The sequence below is a fragment of the Raineyella sp. LH-20 genome, from assembly GCF_033110965.1.
Lineage (GTDB): Bacteria > Actinomycetota > Actinomycetes > Propionibacteriales > Propionibacteriaceae > Raineyella.
Genome location: NZ_CP137003.1, coordinates 2,034,820 through 2,051,439 on the forward strand (window position 1 = coordinate 2,034,820; position 16,620 = coordinate 2,051,439).

Here is a 16,620-nt window from a genome sequence, read left to right on the forward strand (position 1 = left end):
CCTCGGAGGGGCGGGCCCGTCCCGCGAGGTCGTCGAAAGGACCAGTGATGACCGATCACATCTGGCAGCGGATCCGCGAAGAGGTGGCGAGGGACGCCGCGCAGGAAGCGAGTCTGGCGAGTTTCCTGCACTCGGTGGTGCTGGGGCACCCCGATCTCGAGTCGTCGCTGGCGCACATCCTTGCCAGCAAGCTCAACAGCACCACGCTCACCGAGCTGACCCTCTTCGACATGATCAAGGCCGCGCTCGACGCCTCGCCGGAGATCGGGATCGCCGTCCGGGAGGACCTGGCCGCCGTGCTCTCCCGCGACCCGGCGACTCGTGGCTACTCCCAGCCGCTGCTCTACTTCAAGGGCTTCCACGCCCTGCAGGCCCACCGGATCGCCCACTGGTACTGGGTGCACGACCGCCAGGCGCTGGCGCTCTACCTGCAGAGTCGTACGTCGGAGGTCTTCGCCGTCGACATCCACCCCGGTGCGCGGATCGGCAAGGGCATCCTCTTCGACCATGCGACCAGCATCGTGATCGGTGAGACCGCGGTGATCGAGGACGACTTCTCGATGCTCCACGAGGTCACCCTCGGCGGCACCGGCAAGGTCGGCGGGGACCGCCACCCCAAGATCGGCCGCGGCGTGATGATCGGCGCCGGCGCGAAGGTGCTCGGCAACATCAAGGTCGGCGAGGGCGCCAAGATCGGCGCCGGCAGCGTCGTGCTGTCCGACGTGCCCTCCTTCACCACCGTCGCCGGGGTGCCGGCCCGGCCGGTCAGCTACCCGGCGAACGCCCACCCGGCGCTCGACCTGGAGAACGAGCTGATCGAGTCCGAGCGGCGGGAGCGACAGAACGCCTGGGGTGCCGGTCCCGCCTGACCCGTCTGCTCGGCCCGTCCGCCGCACCGACGAACGACGTCGTACGGTCCGGCCGGGTCGCTAGTCTGAGGGCATGCCTGCCGCCGACAACGCGCCGATGACCACCCCACCCTGGGGGACCAGCTCCCGGACCTGCGGACCGGTGGCGGACACGACCTGTGACCTACTGGTGATCGGCGCCGGCATCGTCGGCCTCACCGCGGCGCTCACCGCCACCCGGGCCGGAGCCCAGGTGGTGGTCGTCGACGCCGACCGGATCGGCGCCGGCACCAGCGCCTCGACCCCGGGCATCGCCTCCATCCTGCACGGCGTCTCCTGTCAGCGGATCGAGGAGACCCACGGCACCGACGCCGTCGTGACCTACGTCGCCGAACTGGAGCGGGCCCTCGAGGTGATCCGGGCCGAGGCGGCCGCCGGCGGCGTGCCGACCCGGGCACTGCCCAGTCATGCGGTCGTCGAGGACGGTCACAAGGCGCACTACCTGCACCGGGAGCGGTTCGCGATGCGGGCCGCCGGCATCAACCCCGAGGCCGAGGACGTGCCCGACCTGCCGTTCCCCACCCGCCCGTCGATCCGCGTCGACGACGCGCTGGCGATCCAGCCGCGCCTCTACGTCGAAGCCCTCGGTCGAGCCGTCGTCGCCGGCGGCGGCCTGGTCCACGAGGGCAGTCGGCTGGGCAAGCTGGTGCCCGGATCGCCGATCCGGGCCCACTTCAAGGGCCACGACGAAGCCGGGGTGGAGTCCGCCGCGGTCGTCCGGGCCAGGGCGGTGCTGCTCGCCACCGGCGCGCCCGATCCCGACTTCGGTCTGGTCGGGCCTCGGCTGCTGCCGACCACGGTGCATGCGCTCGCCGGTCACGGCTACGACCTGGCCGGCGCCTATCGGGTGGTCGACGATCCGGACCGACCGTACGTCCTGCGGCCCGGCTTCCGGCCCGGCCAGGTGGTGATCGCCGGACGTGCCCACGTCACCGGGCGCGGCGACCGGGCGGCCGCCGAGGAGCTGGCCGGCTGGGTGAGCGACCACCTGCCGGAACTGGAGATCACCCACCGCTGGCAGTACGGCTGCTACCGCAGCTACGACGGGCTGCCCCTGGTCGGCGAGGTGGGGCTGCGCAGCAACGGGATCTACGTCGCCACCGGCTTCGGGGACGACCACATGGCCGCCGCGACCGCCGGGGCACTGCAGATCGCCGACCACGTGACGGGGGCGAGCACCCGGCTGCCGTGGAGCCCGGTGCACCCGCGCGGGACGGTCGGTCGGCAGGCCCGCAGCCTGGCCCGGATCGGTGCGGCCCGGGTGCGCAACAGGTTCGTCCGGGAGTGACGGGGTGCCGGCCCGGACGGGCCCGCGACGCCGGCTCAGACCCAGCTGGGGAACCACATCCGCGACCACCACTGCGACCAGGTCAGCAGGCCGTCGGTGTAGATCGGCCAGAACCAGGCGAAGTTGAGGATCACCAGCGCGACGTACGCCCCGACGATCGTCGCGCCCAGGATCCGTCGCCGACCGCCGTCGGCGGGCCCGATGATCCGTCCCAGGCACATCGCCAATGCGGTCACCGTGAACGGCACGATGCAGATGGCATAGAAGTAGAACAGCGGCCGGTCGGTATAGAGGAACCACGGCAGCCACATCGCCAGGGCACCCACCACGGGCACCGAGAAGCGTGCGTCGCGCAGCCCGATCCAGAACAGGATCGCCGCCGCCAGCGCCGCCGCAGCACCCCACCACAGCAGCGGGGTGCCCAGGGTGGTCATCACCCGGATGCAGTCCTCCCCGCCGGGCGGGCAGCCGTCGGTGCCCGGGGTGATCCCGTTGACCGCGTCCAGCCCGAGCGGACGCATCAGGATCAGCCAACCCCACGGTCCCGCAGCGTACGGATGGGTCGCGTGATTGATGTAGGAGCCGGTGTGGAACTGGTAGATCTCGCGGTGGAAGGCGAACAGTGACGCGACGGCGCGCGGCAGGTGACGGGCCAACGGGGTGTCGGGATTGTCCGCCGCCCACTGGCGGTCCCAGCCGCCGGTGGAGACCAGCCACGGGATCCACGACGCCAGGTAGCTGAGAACGGCGACCGGCACCAGCTGGACGAAGGCCGGCAGGCCGTCACGGAACAGCCCGGGCAGCAGCGGGCGGCGGGCGCCGGCCAGCCGGCGGGCGCCGATGTCCCACGCCAGGGCGAGCACCCCGAACGCGGCCAGCGCGTAGACCGAGTTCCACTTCGTGGCGATCGAGCAGCCGAACAGCACCCCTGACGCCAGCCGCCAGGGCCGCCACCACAGCCGCGGACCGTACGCTCCGCCGAGGTCCGCCAGTCCGGCCGCCTCCAGGTGGGCCGCCAGCCGGGCCCGCATCGCGTCGCGGTCGCGGACCAGACAGGCGACCGCAGCGACCAGGAAGGTCGCCTGGAAGACGTCGAGCAGGCCGAGCCGGCTCATCGTGAACGCCAGACCGTCCACGGTGAGCAGGATGCCGGCCAGGGCGGCGACCAGAGTGGATCGTGACAGCCGCCGGGCCAGCAGCATCGTCGCCGCGATCAGCAGGGTGCCGAAGACGACGGCCATGGACCGCCAGCCGAACGCGTTCATCCCGAACATCGCCTCGCCCAGCCCGATCAGCAGCTTGCCCATCGGCGGATGTACGACGAACTCGGGGGTGCTCCCCATCTGGTCGATCGCGCCGCGGACGATCAGGTCGTTCGCATTGTCCGCCCAGACCCGCTCGTAGCCGAAGTGGAGCACCGACCAGGCGTCCTTGGCGTAGTAGGTCTCGTCGAACACCAGCTTGTTCGGGTCGCCGAGGTGCCACAACCGGATCAGGAAGGCGACCAGCGACACCACGCCGACCAGCGCCCAGCCCGCCCGGGCGTCCGGCATCGGTGGCCTGAGTCGTTCGACCACCGTGCGCCGTTCCACCACGGTCCGACGGCCCGGGCCCCGGGGTGTCCGCGCGTCCTGCCGGCGATCGGGGCGTCCCCGCGTGCCGACCGGGGTGGCAGACTCGGCCTCGGGCTGTGGATCGTGTGGCAGACTCACGCCGCCATCGTACGGAGCCACCGGCAAGGAGAGACCAGAGTGCACGTTGCAGCGACGCCCGGCGAGGGGCTTCTGGTGCTCGCCGGCGCCCCGATCGGGGACATCGATTCGGTCTCGCCCGCTTTCCGTACGGCGCTGTCGCAGGCCGATGTGATCGCCGCCGAGGACACCCGCCGGTTCGTCGACCTGCTCCGCCGGATGGGGCTGGAGGTCGCCGGGCGTGTCGTGTCCTACTTCGAGGGCAACGAGGCGTCCCGTACGCCCGCGCTGCTGCAGGACCTGCAGGACGGGCGCCGGGTCGTCGTGGTGACCGACGCCGGCATGCCGTCGGTCTCCGACCCCGGCTACCGGCTGGTCCATGCCGCGGTCGAGGCGGGCATCCGGGTGACTGCGGTGCCCGGGCCGTCGGCGGTGCTGACCGCGTTGGCGGTCTCCGGGCTGCCGGTCGACCGGTTCTGCTTCGAGGGCTTCCTGCCCCGCAAGTCGGGCGAGCGCCGCCGCCGGTTCGCCGAGGTCGCCGATGAGCGACGCACCATGGTCTTCTTCGAGGCGCCGCACCGGCTGGCCGACTTCCTCACCGACGCCGCGGCGGTGCTGGGCGCCGACCGGCCGGCCGCGGTGTGCCGTGAACTCACCAAGACGTACGAGGAGGTCGTCCGCGGGCCGCTGGGCGACCTGGCCGCCTGGGCCGTCGAGGGCGCCCGCGGCGAGATCACCGTGGTGGTGCAGGGTGCCGCGGCGCCGGTGGTCGACGAGGCGGCCGCGGTCGACCGGGTGCGTACGCTCCACCAGGGCGGGATGCGGCTGAAGGACGCCGCCAAGCAGGTGGCCACCGAGACCGGTCTGGGTGGGAACGACCTCTACCGGGCGGCGCTGGAGACCGACCGTGGGTGAGTGAAGGGATCGGGGTCGTCCCGCTCGGGACCCTGGCACCCTGATCCATCTTCTGGGGGCCCCTCCGGAAGGGGGGAGGGGGCCCCGTAGGATGCCGGGCGTGAGGGATTCTCCTGCACCGATGCCCGAGGCGTTGCCCGCGCCGGTCACCGATTCACACACCCATCTCGACACGACGGCCGAGTACACCGGCTTCGCCGTGGACGAGCTGGTCCGTCGCGCCGGCGCCGTGGGCGTCACCCGTACGGTCCAGGTCGGGTGCGACGTGGCGAGTTCGCAGTGGGCCGTCGACCTGGCGGCCCGGACGTCGTCGGTGGTCGCGACCGTCGCGATCCACCCCAATGATGCCGCCCGGCTGGCCGAACGGTCCGGGCGCGCCGCTCTCGACGAGGCGCTGCGGGAGATCGAGGAGCTGGCCGGCGACCCGCGCCCGGATGTGGTGCGTGCCGTGGGGGAGACCGGCCTGGACTACTACCGCACCCCTGAGGGGCGGGGGCGTACGGCCCAGCGGGACGCCTTCGCCGCCCACCTGGCGATCGCCGCCCGGCACGGACGGACCGTGGTGGTCCACGACCGCGACGCCCACCAGCCGATCGTCGAGATCCTCGATGCGGAGGGGGTGCCGGATCGCCTCGTCATGCACTGCTTCTCCGGGGACGCCGTCGACGCGCGGGTGTTCCTCGACCGTGGCGCCTGGTTGTCCTTCCCCGGCACGGTGACGTTCCCGGCCAACACGGCGCTGTGCGAGGCGTTCGACCTGGTCCCGCTGGACCGGTTGCTGGTCGAGACCGATGCACCGTTCCTCACCCCGGTGCCCCACCGCGGCTGGCCCAACGCCGGCTACCTGGTGCCGCACATCGTCCGGTTCCTGGCCGAGCGACGCGGCCTGCCGGTCGCCGACCTGTGTGCCGTTCTGGTGCAGAATACCCACGATGCGTTCGGCGGCCCCTGGTCGGCTTGGCGCGAAGACCCTGACAATGCCTGCTGACAAGGGGAAACACTCGATGGTGGAACACGGCCGCCGGTATCTGGGCGGAGCTGACCAGGTCCCTTCCGGGGTGCCGCGCCGTTCGGTCGACTTGATCACGGGAAGGTCTCGACGTTATCGTTCCGTGACGTTGGATGACTCGGGCGCCCCTCGCCCGACAGCTGAGCGGGAGAAGACCTTCGTGCAGAAGAAGACCATCGCCCTCATCGCCACCGGCACCGTGCTGACGCTCGGGCTGGGGACGGTGGGCGTCAACGAGGCCCTCGCCAAGACGGTCACCGTGTCCCTCGACGGCACCCCCACCCAGTTCCGTACCTATGCCGGCACCGTCGGCCAGGCGCTGAGCAAGCAGGGCATCACGCTGGGCGAGCACGACGTCGTCGCCCCGTCCGCGGACTCCGGCCTCACCGAGGGCGAGCAGATCTCGGTCCAGTACGCCCGGCCGGTGACCGTCACCATCGACGGCCAGGCCCGCAAGATCTGGACCACCGCGACCTCGGTCGACCAGGTGCTGTCGATGCTGCAGCTGACCGATGCCAATGCTCTGGTCTCGACCAGCCGCTCCGCCACCATCGGTCGCGAGGGCCTGGACTTCAGCGTCGAGACGCCCAAGAAGGTCCAGATCGGCGTCGACGGCAAGAACCTCGAGGTGATCTCGACCAAGCGTACGGTCGACGAGCTGCTCAAGGAGCAGAACATCACCCTCGCCTCGGGCGACAAGGTCGACCCGGGCCTCACCACCGTGCTGACCGACGGCCTGAAGGTGACCATCACCCGGGCGCCCAAGCCGGTAGTCGTCGTCGCGCCGAAGCCGACCGCGACGCCGAAGCCGACCACCAGCACCCGGTCGACCACCACCACGAAGTCGACGACCACCACGTCGACCAGCAGCTCGGCTCCGGCAGGTGTGTGGGACAAGATCGCCCAGTGCGAGTCCGGCGGCAACTGGTCGATCAACACCGGCAACGGCTACTACGGCGGCCTCCAGTTCAACCTGTCCACCTGGCGGGCGTACGGCGGCACCGGCCTGCCGAGCGACGCCAGCAAGGCGCAGCAGATCGCCATCGCGCAGAAGGTCCAGGCCGCCCAGGGCTGGGGCGCCTGGCCCGCCTGCACCTCCAAGCTCGGCCTGCGCTGATCGCCGGATAGCACCCGCGGGGCCTGATAACGTACCCACCCGTGGGTGAACCGGACGAGAACGCCGCGCCGCGCGCGCAGGAACCGACGCGCACCGGGCCCGCCCTGCTGGATCCCAGCACGGTGCGGGCCCTCAGTGCTGAACTGGCCCTGCGCCCGACCAAGACCCGAGGGCAGAACTTCGTCACCGACGCGAACACCGTCCGCCGGATCGTGGCGCTGGCGGAGTTGCGGGCCGACGACCGGGTGGTCGAGGTGGGGCCAGGACTCGGCTCGCTGACCCTCGGTCTGCTCGAGGCGGCCGGCTCGGTCGTCGCGATCGAGATCGACGAGCTGCTCGCCGGGCGGCTGCCGCGGACGGTGGCCGACCGCGCCCCCCAGCAGGCCGACCGGTTCACCCTGGTCGTCGCCGACGCGCTCGACGTCACCGCGCTGCCGGCCCCGGCGCCGACCGCGCTGGTCGCCAACCTGCCGTACAACGTGTCGGTGCCGGTGATCCTGCACCTGCTGGCGCTGTTCCCCTCGATCGAGCGGGGGCTGGTGATGGTGCAGTCGGAGGTCGCCGACCGACTGGTCGCCGGACCGGGATCGCGGACGTACGGCGTCCCCAGCGCCAAGGTGGCGTGGTACGCCGAGGCCACCCGGGTGGGCAACGTGCCGCCCACCGTCTTCTGGCCGGTGCCGAACGTCGACTCCGGCCTGGTGCGGATCACTCGCCGTCCCGCTCCGCCGACCTCCGCCACCCGGGAACAGGTGTTCGCGGTGATCGACGCCGCCTTCGCCCAGCGCCGCAAGATGCTGCGGGCCGCGCTGGCCGGTCTCTTCGGCTCGTCGGCGGCGGCGAGCGAGGCACTGCAGGCGGCCGGGATCGACCCGACCTCGCGCGGCGAGACGCTCACCGTCGCGGACTTCGCCGCGATCGCCGAGCAGGTGGCCATCCGTGGCTGAACCGCTCGCCCCAGCCCCGGCGGCGTCGCGACCGGGGAGCGTACGGGTCCGGGTGCCCGGCAAGATCAACCTCGCGCTGTGCGTCGGCCCGCGCCGCGACGACGGGTTCCACGACCTCGCCACCGTCTTCCAGTCGGTGTCCCTGGCCGACGAGCTCACCGCAGCCCCCGCGCCGGCCGGCGTCGTCACGGTCGCGGTGCACGGCCCTGGGGCCGACCTGGTCGGCGCGCCCGAGGACAACCTGGCCGTCCGCGCCGCGCGGCTGCTCGCTGCGACGTACGCTCCACAGGCCGGCGCCCACCTGGAGATCGCCAAGGGCATCCCGGTGGCCGGGGGGATGGCCGGCGGATCCGCCGACGCCGCCGCAGCGCTGCTGGCCTGCGACCGGCTGTGGGGCCTCGGGCTACCCACCGAGGCGTTGCTCGACCTGGCGGCCACGCTGGGCAGCGACGTGCCGTTCACCCTGCTCGGCGGCACCGCTGTCGGCCACGGCCGCGGCGAGCGCCTCGCCCCTGTCGAGGTCGACCACACGTTCCACTGGGTGCTGGTGACGTCGCCCGACGGGCTGTCCACTCCGGCGGTCTTCCGCCGCTTCGACGAGCTTCACCCGCCGGACACGGTGCCGGCGCCGGTGGTCCCGGACGGACTGCTGGCGGCGCTGGCGGCGGGGGACCCGGTCGCCCTCGGCGCGGCCTTGCGGAACGACCTCGCCGCGCCCGCCCTCGAGCTGCGCCCCGACCTCGCCGATGTGTTGGCTGCCGGGACCTCGGCCGGGGCGGTCGGCGCGATGGTGTCCGGCTCCGGGCCGACCTGTGCCTTCCTGGCGCGCGACGCCGCGCACGCGACCGGGGTCGCGGCGACGCTGCAGGACCGGCTGCCCGGTCGAACCGTGTATGTCGTGGTGGCACCCGCGTCGATAGGATTCCCGCATGCAGGACGAGGTTGATCGGCTCATCGCCGACTGGAGTCGCGAGCGTCCCGACCTCGACCTCGCGCCGATGCAGGTGCTGAGTCGTGTCACCCGGGTCGCCAAGCAGCTCGATCATGCGCGCAGTTCCGCCTTCGCCCTGCACGACATCGTCTCGTGGGAGTTCGACGTGCTGGCCGCGCTGCGCCGCTCGGGGGAGCCCTATCAGCTGTCCCCGGGGCGGCTGCTGCAGGAGACGATGGTCACCTCCGGCACGATGACCAACCGGGTCGACCGGCTCGCCGCCCGCGGGCTGGTCCAGCGCGGCCCCGACCCGCACGACGGACGCGGTGTCGTGGTCAGCCTGACCGCCGCCGGCCTGGCGACCGTCGACGGGGCACTGGTCGACCTGCTCGGGGCGGAGCGGCGGATCCTGGCGGTGCTGCCGGATGCCGATGCGACGCAGCTGGCCGACCTGTTGCGGGCGTTGGCCGGGGAGCTGGAACGGCCGACCCAGGCGATCTGAGAATCGTACGATGACGCCTGTGCTTCCCGGCCGCGTCGGCCGCCGCCGGATCGGTGCGGCGATCGCCCTCCTCGCGGTGATCGTCGCGGGACTCCTGACCCATCTGCTGGTGCCGGGCTCCGCTGCCACCGACATCGCCGGCGACGCCTTGTACGCCGCTGCCGCGTACCTGGCGATCGTCGTCCTCGCCCCCCGCCTCCGGCTGCTCACCGTCGCCTGCCTCGCCGCCGTGTGGTGCATCGCCGTCGAGCTGTTCCAGCTCACCGGCGTCCCGCTGGCCGTCGGCGCCCGCTTCAGCCCCGCGTTCCTCGTTCTGGGTTCCACCTTCGCTGTGCGCGACCTCGTCGTCTACGTCGTGGCGGTGGCGGCACTGGCAGCGGGCGACGCGGCGGTCCTACGTTCCGGTGTCGGCGGAAGTCCATGGGGTGGCGAGACCCCGGAGAGCCCCGTGGACCGTACGTCGCTCGACGCCGGGGTGGCGCAGCCACCGCGGCGGGACCGGTAGGCGTTCGTCAGGCCGGCGGCTCACCCATCCGCTGCCGGGCGGTGTCGAGCCGTGCGGTGACCGGGCGGATCCCGGTCGCCCTGGCGAGTCCCTGCCGCGGCGCGTCGACGTAGATCGACTCGGCGTGGACGACCGGGAAGGTCTCGTGCCATATGCCCACCGCTCCCTTCGCGGTGCGGGCGCGGCGGTTGTAGGCCGCCCACGCCGGGCGATGGGTGGCCCGCGGATCACTGGCGTAGGCGTACAGCTTGTCCAGGCTGTTCCAGTACTGCACCAACCATGGCCCGCGCGGATCGAAGACCAGCCGGTAGCCGAGGAGACCGGAGTCCCGGTCCTGGGACAGTTCCCGGATCATCCGGGGCATCGCCAGGAAGACCGGCAGCCAGCGGTCCGGCCGCCACCAGGTGTTGATGGTCATGCCGATCAGGAAGACGACCAGCTCGCCCTCGTAGTCATGGGTCATCCGACCCCGGTTGGGTGCGGCCATGGTGGGCTCCTCCGATATTTTGGATAGTTGGGCTCCCCAATATTGGAGAGTAGTACTGTCTATTCAGCCGGGGCAAGTCCGCTTCACGGGTGATCCGCCCCATCACGCAAAGTCCGCCCCTCAGGCAAGGAGTCCGGTGCGTCTCTCCGAGTTGTCCCGTCGCAGTGCGGTCCCCACCGCAACGATCAAGTACTACCTGCGGGAGGGGCTGCTGCCGCCGGGCCGGCTGACCTCGGCCACCCAGGCCCAGTACGACGAGGGGCACCTGTCCCGACTGCGACTGGTCCGGGCGCTGGTCGGGCCGGGTGGGTTGTCGATCGCGACGGTGCGGTCCGTGCTCGCGGCGATCGACGACCCGCCGGAGTCACCGTTGGAGCTGCTCGGCCGGGCGACCGAGCTGCTGTCGGCGTCGCCGGGGGACTGTGGCGGCGCAGAGACCGACGGCGGAGAGACCGACGGCGGAGAGACGGGCGGCACAGGGGATCCGGTGGCGCGGCGTACGGTCGCCGCCCTCGGCTGGTCGGTCGCCGAGGGGAGCGGGGCGATGGTAGAGCTGGCGGCGGCGCTGGACGCCATCGACGAGGCGCAGCTCACCCTGCTCGAGGGCGGGGTGGCGCGCTACGCCGAGGTCCTCCATGGGCTGGCGGTCGAGGAGGTGGCCACCGTGCCGGACGACTCGCCGGAGGCGGCCGTGCGCCAGGTCGTGTTGGGCACGGTGCTGATCGAGCCGTTGCTGTTGGCGTTGCGGCGGCTGGCGCTGCAGGATGCCGCTGGGCGACGGTTCGGCCAGTCCCGCACGGGGTCGGGGTCTCAGTCCCGCGGGGTGTAAAGGCCGGGATCGCGGACCATCCGCGACAGGCCGTTCCAGGCGAGATTGAGGATGTTGGAGGCGACGGTGGCCCGGTCCTGGTCACGTTCGTCGAGCCACCACTGTCCGGTGTAGGCGATCATCCCCACCAGCATCTGGGCGTACATCGGGGCCATCTCCTCCTTGAGCCCGCGGCGGCGGAACTCGTCACCGAGGATGTCCTCCACCTGCGAGGCGACGTCGGAGAGGATGGTCGCGAACGACGTCCCGGTGGAGCCCGTCGGCGCATCGCGGGAGATGATCCGGAACCCGTCGGGATTGGTCTCGATGTAGTCGAGCAGCGCCAGGGTGCCGGCCTCGACCTTGCGGCGCGGCCCCTTGGCCCGGTCGATGCCCGACCGGATCGCCTCCAGCAACGTACGTTGTTCGCGGTCGACGATCACCGCGTAGAGGCCCTCCTTGCCGCCGAAGTGCTCGTAGACGACGGGCTTGGAGACCTGGGCGCTGGCCGCGATCTCCTCGACGGTGGTGCCCTCCACACCCTTCTCGGCGAACAGCACCCGGGCCACGGTGATGAGCTGTTCGCGGCGCTGTGCCGCGGTCATCCGGGTGCGCCCCTCGCGGGTGCGCGCGGGGCGCATGTCGCCGCCGGGCGCGGGGGAGGGTGACGAGGGAGTCTTGGTGCCGGTCACTCCGCCTCCGATCGCGTCTGTTGCCTCGCCGGCGGCTCCTGCTCGCATCGGCGTCGTCGCCCCGGACTACGGGCACGTGCCGACGGGCAGGCTCGACGGGCGCGCGCAACGGCCGACCACCGAGCAGAGGATTGGCGTCACTCTAACATTCCGGGCACTGCGCCGGGCGGGCCGCCGGTGGCCTAGCGTGCAGGCATGAGGGTGTTGATCAGTGCCCAGGAGCTGGGCGAGCGGATCTCCTGCGGCGAGGCGCCGGTGCTGCTCGACGTGCGGTGGGTGTTGGGTGATCCGTACGGTCAGCAGCAGTACCGGGAGGGGCACATCCCCGGTGCCGTGTACGTGGATCTCAACGCCGAACTGGCCGCGCCAGCCCATCCACTGGAGGGCCGCCATCCGTTGCCCGACCCGGCCGACCTGCAGGCGGCGGCGCGGCGCTGGGGTCTGCGGGACGGTGACACCGTCGTGGCGTACGACGCGTCCGGTGCGATGGCCGCGGCCCGGGCCTGGTGGCTGCTGCGATGGGCCGGGTTCGGGGCGGTGCAGGTGCTGGACGGCGGCCTGGCGGCTTGGCGGGCGGCGGGCTTGCCGCTGGAGGCCGGCGAGGTCACCCCGGCGCCCGGGGACGTGGTGCTCGGGCACGGGCAGATGCCGGTCATTCCGCTGGACGGTGTGCTCGCTGCGGCGGAGGCCGTGCTGCTGGACGCCCGGGCCGGGGAGCGCTTTCGCGGAGAGACCGAGCCGATCGATCCGTACGCCGGCCACATCCCCGGCGCGGTGAGCGCGCCGACCGGGGACAATCTGGGGCCCGACGGGTGCTTCTTGCCCGCGGTGGAGCTGCGTCGGCGATTCGAGGCGCTGGGCGTACGTGATGGGGTGCCGGTCGGGGTCTACTGTGGGTCCGGGGTGACCGCCGCCCACGAGATCGCGGCGCTGGCGATCGCGGGTTTCGACGCGGCGCTGTACCCGGGGTCGTGGTCGCAGTGGTCGAACCACGAGGAGCTGCCCCGAGCAGTGGGCGCCGAGGCGTGAGGTCGCGCCGGTGTCGACTGAAGTCCCAGCGCCGACGGCGGGGGCATGCAGGATGCCCCGACTATGCGTAGAGTGTGTCTCCGGCTTGCGCCATTCCCCGGTTGGTCTGTCGGCAGGGCCCGCCTGACTTTGAATCAGGACAAGCGACGCAGGTTCGACTCCTGCCCGGGGAGCCATCTGGCCTAGTCAGGCTGGGAATGGCCCGCCCTCACAACTGGGGGCGGCCCTTCGGTTTGTGTGTGCGGACACATAACCGGTAGAGAATCGGCCGAGTTGGGCGCCCGGCCACGGCGGCACACTGGCCGATGCGAAGCGCCGGGGGCCCACCCAATCCCTCTCCCGCGGGCCGGTCCCAGCTTCGTCAGTCAGGTGGGGCAGACTATCCGCATGGGCGCAGACACACCGGCACTGAGGAAGGCCCGCGGGGCGTTCTTCACACCCGAGCCCATCGCGGAGTACGTCGTGAAGTGGGCAGTGCGCAGCTCCGATGATGTCATTCTGGAGCCGTCCTGCGGGGAGGCCGCTTTTCTCCTTGCGGCCGGCAATCGCCTCGACGACCTCGGGTTGGGGTCCGGTGAGCTTCACGGTGCGGAGCTTCACGAACAGTCCGCAGAGACAGCCCGTGACCGTCTCGCTGCGCGTGGCCACCAGGCCGACATCCGCACGGGGGACTTCTTCGCGATGACCCCGACGCCACGGTTCGACGTGGTCGTGGGTAATCCTCCGTACGTCCGGTATCAGGACTTCTCGGGGGTCTCCCGGGTTCGGTCGCGTCAAGCTGCGCTGCGCGCCGGTGTGGCACTAACACAGCTGGCCTCCTCGTGGGCCGCGTTCGTGGTGCACTCGGCGCTGTTCCTCCGCCAGGGTGGGCGTATCGGATTGGTTGTGCCTGCCGAACTGCTGAGCGTCAATTACGCCGCGCCTGTGCGGCAATTCCTCATGGGTCGCTTTGCATCTGTGCGGCTGGTCCACTTCCTTGAGCGTGTGTTCGGTTCTGACGTGCAGGAGGAGGTCGTGCTGCTCCTCGCCGACGGCTACGACCCTGACGGCCCCGGCACCGACCACTGTGAGCTGTACGAGGCTCAGAACGCGGCAGCATTGAGCGGTCAGCTGGCGGCCAGGAAATGGGCCCCCGAGACCCCCGCCAGCAAGTGGACCGACTCGCTGGTGGGCTCGACAGGCCTCACGGCTTACCAGGATGTCCTCGGTTCGCCAGCGTTCACGACGCTGGAGCAATGGGGCGACACGTCGCTCGGCATCGTCACCGGCAACAACAAGTTCTTCGCGCTATCGCCCGCTCGCGTGGCCGAGTTGGGGATCCCCCGACGTGACCTGATGCGGCTTTCGCCGCCCGGGTCGTCCCACCTGCGCGGAATGACCATCAGTACCTCAGCTCTCACCGAGCTGGGTAATCGAGGCTCCTCGGTCTGGCTGTTTCGACCGAACGGTGCCCCATCGGAGGCGTCAGCTGCCTACATCGCTGCGGGCGAGATGGCAGGAGTTGACCGGGCCTACAAGTGCCGGGTGCGTTCCCCATGGTGGCGTGTTCCGCTGCCAGCCCAAAAGCGGCCAGCCGATCTGTTCTTGACCTACATGAACGCAGACACCGTGCGGCTTTGCGCGAACACCGCCAAAGCATGGGGGCTCAACTCCATCCACGGCGTCTATCTGCGGTCCGAGTACCGAGGACTCGCCGACCTGCTCGCCGTCGCCTCGCTCAACTCCGTGACCATGCTTGGGGCAGAGATTGTCGGCCGCGCCTACGGGGGCGGAGTGTTGAAGATGGAACCACGCGAGGCCGATGCGTGGCCTATGCCCGCCCCCGAACTGGTGCTCGAGCATGCCGATGCATTAACCGTGGTTCGAAGCCAGCTAGGCCGTGTGCTGCGGAGCGGCCAGATCGGTGAGGCAGCCAAGCTTGTCGATGACGCCTTCCTCGTTCGGTCCGTCGGCCTGTCACGGTCAACTGTTGCGGAAGTCAGAGAGGCGCGTCAGAGTCTCTCGGATCGTCGGAAGGCACGCGGTCGTGCGTGACATTGAGGAAGCATTCGCCTACGCGATCCGAGCGGCCGGGCCGAAACCGCCGGACGATTCGCCCCAGGCGCAGAAGAATCCTTGGGTCGGTAGATTGTCGAACAACCTGGCCGCGGTGATCGCGGCAGAGCTTCGCGCCCGCGGAATGGACGGCATCATGCCGTCACCACCAGGTGAGTCGGGCGCCTCGGGAGCCGAGCGCCGGTTAGCTGGAGGCATCGGCGCCAAGAAGGTCGACGTGACGTGGGCTACTGAGGAGTCTGGACTCATCCTCGGCGTCAGCGTGAAGACGATCATGTACCGGGACAACCAGTCGGGGCACTTTCAGAAGAACCTGACGAACCGGCGCGGAGACATGTTGATAGAGGCGGTCACCCTCCACCGACGGTTCCCGTATGCGGTGCTGGTCGGCATGCTGTTCATGGACAGCGGAGCCGCCCGCGACCAGACTGACCGACGTCGGTCGACGTTCACCAACGCTTTTCCACGCTTCCGACTGTTCACCAGAAGGCCGGACCCGGCTGGCCGAGAGGAGCAGTACGAGAGGCTGTACCTGCTCCTCGTGGACTCCAACCAGTTCCAGCCAAGCGTGCAGGCCTACGAGGTGAACAACCAGGACGTTGAAGTGCCGCTGGCCACCGTAATGGACGACATCCTTGACTTGGTGGCAGAGCGGAACGTCGACCTGTACGAGGTTGCTGATGGGAGCATCACGAAGCTCTGAGGGGGCCCGTCCTCCTCAAGGTCTCGGCCCCCCAAGCCGTAAGCCGAGCTCAACATCTCTGACCTAAGCGCAGCCGATGACGTGCGGTATTACCCGTCGAAGCAGCATTCGGTGGTGAGGTGTGGGCGGTCGATCCGCCGCCCCCCTTCCAGGCGTTGGACAAGCGACCCAGTAGCCTAGATAGGCCCCGAGGTGGACACCCCCCATGTCCCCTCGGGGCCCATCCTTGGCCCACTAGTTGCCGGGCGGCAGAGCTCCCTGCACCACTCCATCCATCGCACTCGCGAGGATCGCTCGGGGGATCTCATGGAGGAGGAAGGCCTTCACCGTGGACCCGAAGCGGACAATAAAGCCGCGAGTCCTGTCGTCCTGAGCCTCGTCACCGCTGCTGGCATAAATTCCGAGCGCACCAATCAGCTCGGCCGCCCAACGCCGCACGTCCGGTTCTCCATGGACCCCGACGCCGCGGAGCGCCTGGTCGAGTCGATTGACCAGCTCTAGCAGGTAGTCGCGGGCATCCGCGTCCAGATCGAGCCCGCTGATCAACGCGCGGGCCTCATCGACATAGGGGAGCAGACTCTGGAGTGCAGCAGCATCCTCGATCGGCACCCCGGCAACGTCCACCATGCCGACCGCCCCAGCGAGCATGCCCAGATCGCTGGCAGTCAGGTGCTCCCGTGGTGCGGACGGCGTCTCTCGCATGACCCAGTCGGTGCAAAGGATCGCGCGCCGGGCCGCCTCCAGGCCGGGGTCCAGATACTCAACCGGGCGACCCTGCACCTTCAGAACCTCAAGTTGTCGTTGGACTTCGTCGAGCCAGGTCATCGCCTCAACGTGCGCCTGCCACCAACCGACGCCTTCCTCATCGCGGTGGTTCACCACCGTCACCCCAGCGGGCGTCTGTCTCCACCGCGCGAGACGCTCGAACAGCTTCGACGCATTGCTCTTCTCAGATTCCACTTCCACCCCGTCCGTCATGGACAGCATCCTTGCAGGGGTGTCTGACAGGTTAGCTCAGAACCTGTGCCGGGTG

The 16,620-nt window shown here is 70.6% G+C and carries 17 protein-coding genes and 1 tRNA gene; 14 read left to right on the forward strand and 4 right to left on the reverse strand.

Going from position 1 to position 16,620, the window contains the following annotated elements:
- Positions 1 to 47: 47 nt before the first annotated feature.
- Positions 48 to 869, forward strand: a complete 822-nt coding sequence (gene cysE / locus R0146_RS08810) for a serine O-acetyltransferase (RefSeq protein WP_317688812.1) — start codon at positions 48 to 50, stop codon at positions 867 to 869.
- Between the two features lie 73 nt (positions 870 to 942).
- Complete coding sequence (locus R0146_RS08815; RefSeq protein ID WP_317688814.1) at positions 943 to 2,196, forward strand: NAD(P)/FAD-dependent oxidoreductase; 1,254 nt, start codon at positions 943 to 945, stop codon at positions 2,194 to 2,196.
- A 35-nt stretch (positions 2,197 to 2,231) separates the two neighbouring features.
- On the opposite strand, the gene R0146_RS08820 is transcribed toward R0146_RS08815, so the two are convergent.
- Positions 2,232 to 3,749, reverse strand: coding sequence for a dolichyl-phosphate-mannose--protein mannosyltransferase (locus R0146_RS08820; protein ID WP_411567191.1), 1,518 nt, complete (start codon positions 3,747 to 3,749; stop codon positions 2,232 to 2,234).
- Positions 3,750 to 3,947: 198 nt separating this feature from the next.
- Between R0146_RS08820 and rsmI the strand changes: the two genes are divergently transcribed.
- The 7 genes from rsmI to R0146_RS08855 all read left to right on the forward strand — a co-directional run bounded on the left by rsmI (position 3,948) and on the right by R0146_RS08855 (position 9,813).
- Entirely contained in the window at positions 3,948 to 4,802 is an 855-nt protein-coding gene (gene rsmI, locus R0146_RS08825) for a 16S rRNA (cytidine(1402)-2'-O)-methyltransferase (protein WP_317688819.1), read from the forward strand.
- Between the two features lie 91 nt (positions 4,803 to 4,893).
- The gene (locus tag R0146_RS08830) at positions 4,894 to 5,790 is read left to right on the forward strand and encodes a TatD family hydrolase (protein ID WP_411567132.1); all 897 of its coding nucleotides are present in this window, start codon (positions 4,894 to 4,896) and stop codon (positions 5,788 to 5,790) included.
- 181 nt (positions 5,791 to 5,971) lie between these two features.
- Positions 5,972 to 6,928 carry a resuscitation-promoting factor gene (locus R0146_RS08835; protein ID WP_317688823.1) on the forward strand — a complete coding sequence of 319 codons (957 nt, stop codon included), beginning with the start codon at positions 5,972 to 5,974 and terminating at the stop codon, positions 6,926 to 6,928.
- 104 nt (positions 6,929 to 7,032) lie between these two features.
- Positions 7,033 to 7,875, forward strand: coding sequence for a 16S rRNA (adenine(1518)-N(6)/adenine(1519)-N(6))-dimethyltransferase RsmA (gene rsmA / locus R0146_RS08840; RefSeq protein WP_411567192.1), 843 nt, complete (start codon positions 7,033 to 7,035; stop codon positions 7,873 to 7,875).
- The gene (locus R0146_RS08845; RefSeq protein ID WP_317688827.1) at positions 7,868 to 8,821 is read left to right on the forward strand and encodes a 4-(cytidine 5'-diphospho)-2-C-methyl-D-erythritol kinase; all 954 of its coding nucleotides are present in this window, start codon (positions 7,868 to 7,870) and stop codon (positions 8,819 to 8,821) included. Before rsmA ends, R0146_RS08845 begins: the two co-directional genes overlap by 8 nt.
- Positions 8,805 to 9,308, forward strand: coding sequence for a MarR family winged helix-turn-helix transcriptional regulator (locus tag R0146_RS08850; protein WP_317688829.1), 504 nt, complete (start codon positions 8,805 to 8,807; stop codon positions 9,306 to 9,308). The genes R0146_RS08845 and R0146_RS08850 overlap by 17 nt, the downstream gene beginning before the upstream one ends.
- A 10-nt stretch (positions 9,309 to 9,318) precedes the next feature.
- Positions 9,319 to 9,813 carry a DUF2809 domain-containing protein gene (locus R0146_RS08855; protein WP_317688831.1) on the forward strand — a complete coding sequence of 165 codons (495 nt, stop codon included), beginning with the start codon at positions 9,319 to 9,321 and terminating at the stop codon, positions 9,811 to 9,813.
- A gap of 7 nt (positions 9,814 to 9,820) precedes the next feature.
- Here R0146_RS08855 and R0146_RS08860 read toward each other — a convergent pair whose 3' ends face one another.
- Complete coding sequence (locus tag R0146_RS08860) at positions 9,821 to 10,300, reverse strand: DUF4188 domain-containing protein (protein WP_317688833.1); 480 nt, start codon at positions 10,298 to 10,300, stop codon at positions 9,821 to 9,823.
- A gap of 136 nt (positions 10,301 to 10,436) precedes the next feature.
- Between R0146_RS08860 and R0146_RS08865 the strand changes: the two genes are divergently transcribed.
- Positions 10,437 to 11,129, forward strand: a complete 693-nt coding sequence (locus R0146_RS08865; protein WP_317688835.1) for a MerR family transcriptional regulator — start codon at positions 10,437 to 10,439, stop codon at positions 11,127 to 11,129.
- Here R0146_RS08865 and R0146_RS08870 read toward each other — a convergent pair.
- The gene (locus R0146_RS08870) at positions 11,111 to 11,800 is read right to left on the reverse strand and encodes a TetR/AcrR family transcriptional regulator (RefSeq protein WP_317688836.1); all 690 of its coding nucleotides are present in this window, start codon (positions 11,798 to 11,800) and stop codon (positions 11,111 to 11,113) included. The two genes, R0146_RS08865 and R0146_RS08870, sit on opposite strands and share 19 nt — an antisense overlap.
- 195 nt (positions 11,801 to 11,995) lie before the next feature.
- Here R0146_RS08870 and R0146_RS08875 point away from each other — a divergent pair, with 195 nt between their 5' ends.
- From R0146_RS08875 to R0146_RS08890, 4 genes are all read left to right on the forward strand, one after another.
- Complete coding sequence (locus R0146_RS08875; protein ID WP_317688838.1) at positions 11,996 to 12,829, forward strand: sulfurtransferase; 834 nt, start codon at positions 11,996 to 11,998, stop codon at positions 12,827 to 12,829.
- 94 nt (positions 12,830 to 12,923) lie between these two features.
- Positions 12,924 to 13,005 (forward strand) — tRNA-Gln (locus R0146_RS08880).
- A 211-nt stretch (positions 13,006 to 13,216) separates the two neighbouring features.
- Positions 13,217 to 14,863, forward strand: coding sequence for an HsdM family class I SAM-dependent methyltransferase (locus R0146_RS08885; protein ID WP_317688840.1), 1,647 nt, complete (start codon positions 13,217 to 13,219; stop codon positions 14,861 to 14,863).
- A complete protein-coding gene (locus R0146_RS08890; RefSeq protein ID WP_317688842.1) occupies positions 14,856 to 15,587 on the forward strand; it encodes a hypothetical protein in 732 nt (243 codons plus the stop codon). Before R0146_RS08885 ends, R0146_RS08890 begins: the two co-directional genes overlap by 8 nt.
- Positions 15,588 to 15,821: 234 nt before the next feature.
- Here the strand turns inward: R0146_RS08890 and R0146_RS08895 are convergent, their stop codons facing one another.
- Positions 15,822 to 16,565, reverse strand: a complete 744-nt coding sequence (locus tag R0146_RS08895; RefSeq protein WP_317688844.1) for a hypothetical protein — start codon at positions 16,563 to 16,565, stop codon at positions 15,822 to 15,824.
- Between the last annotated feature and the right edge of the window lie 55 nt (positions 16,566 to 16,620).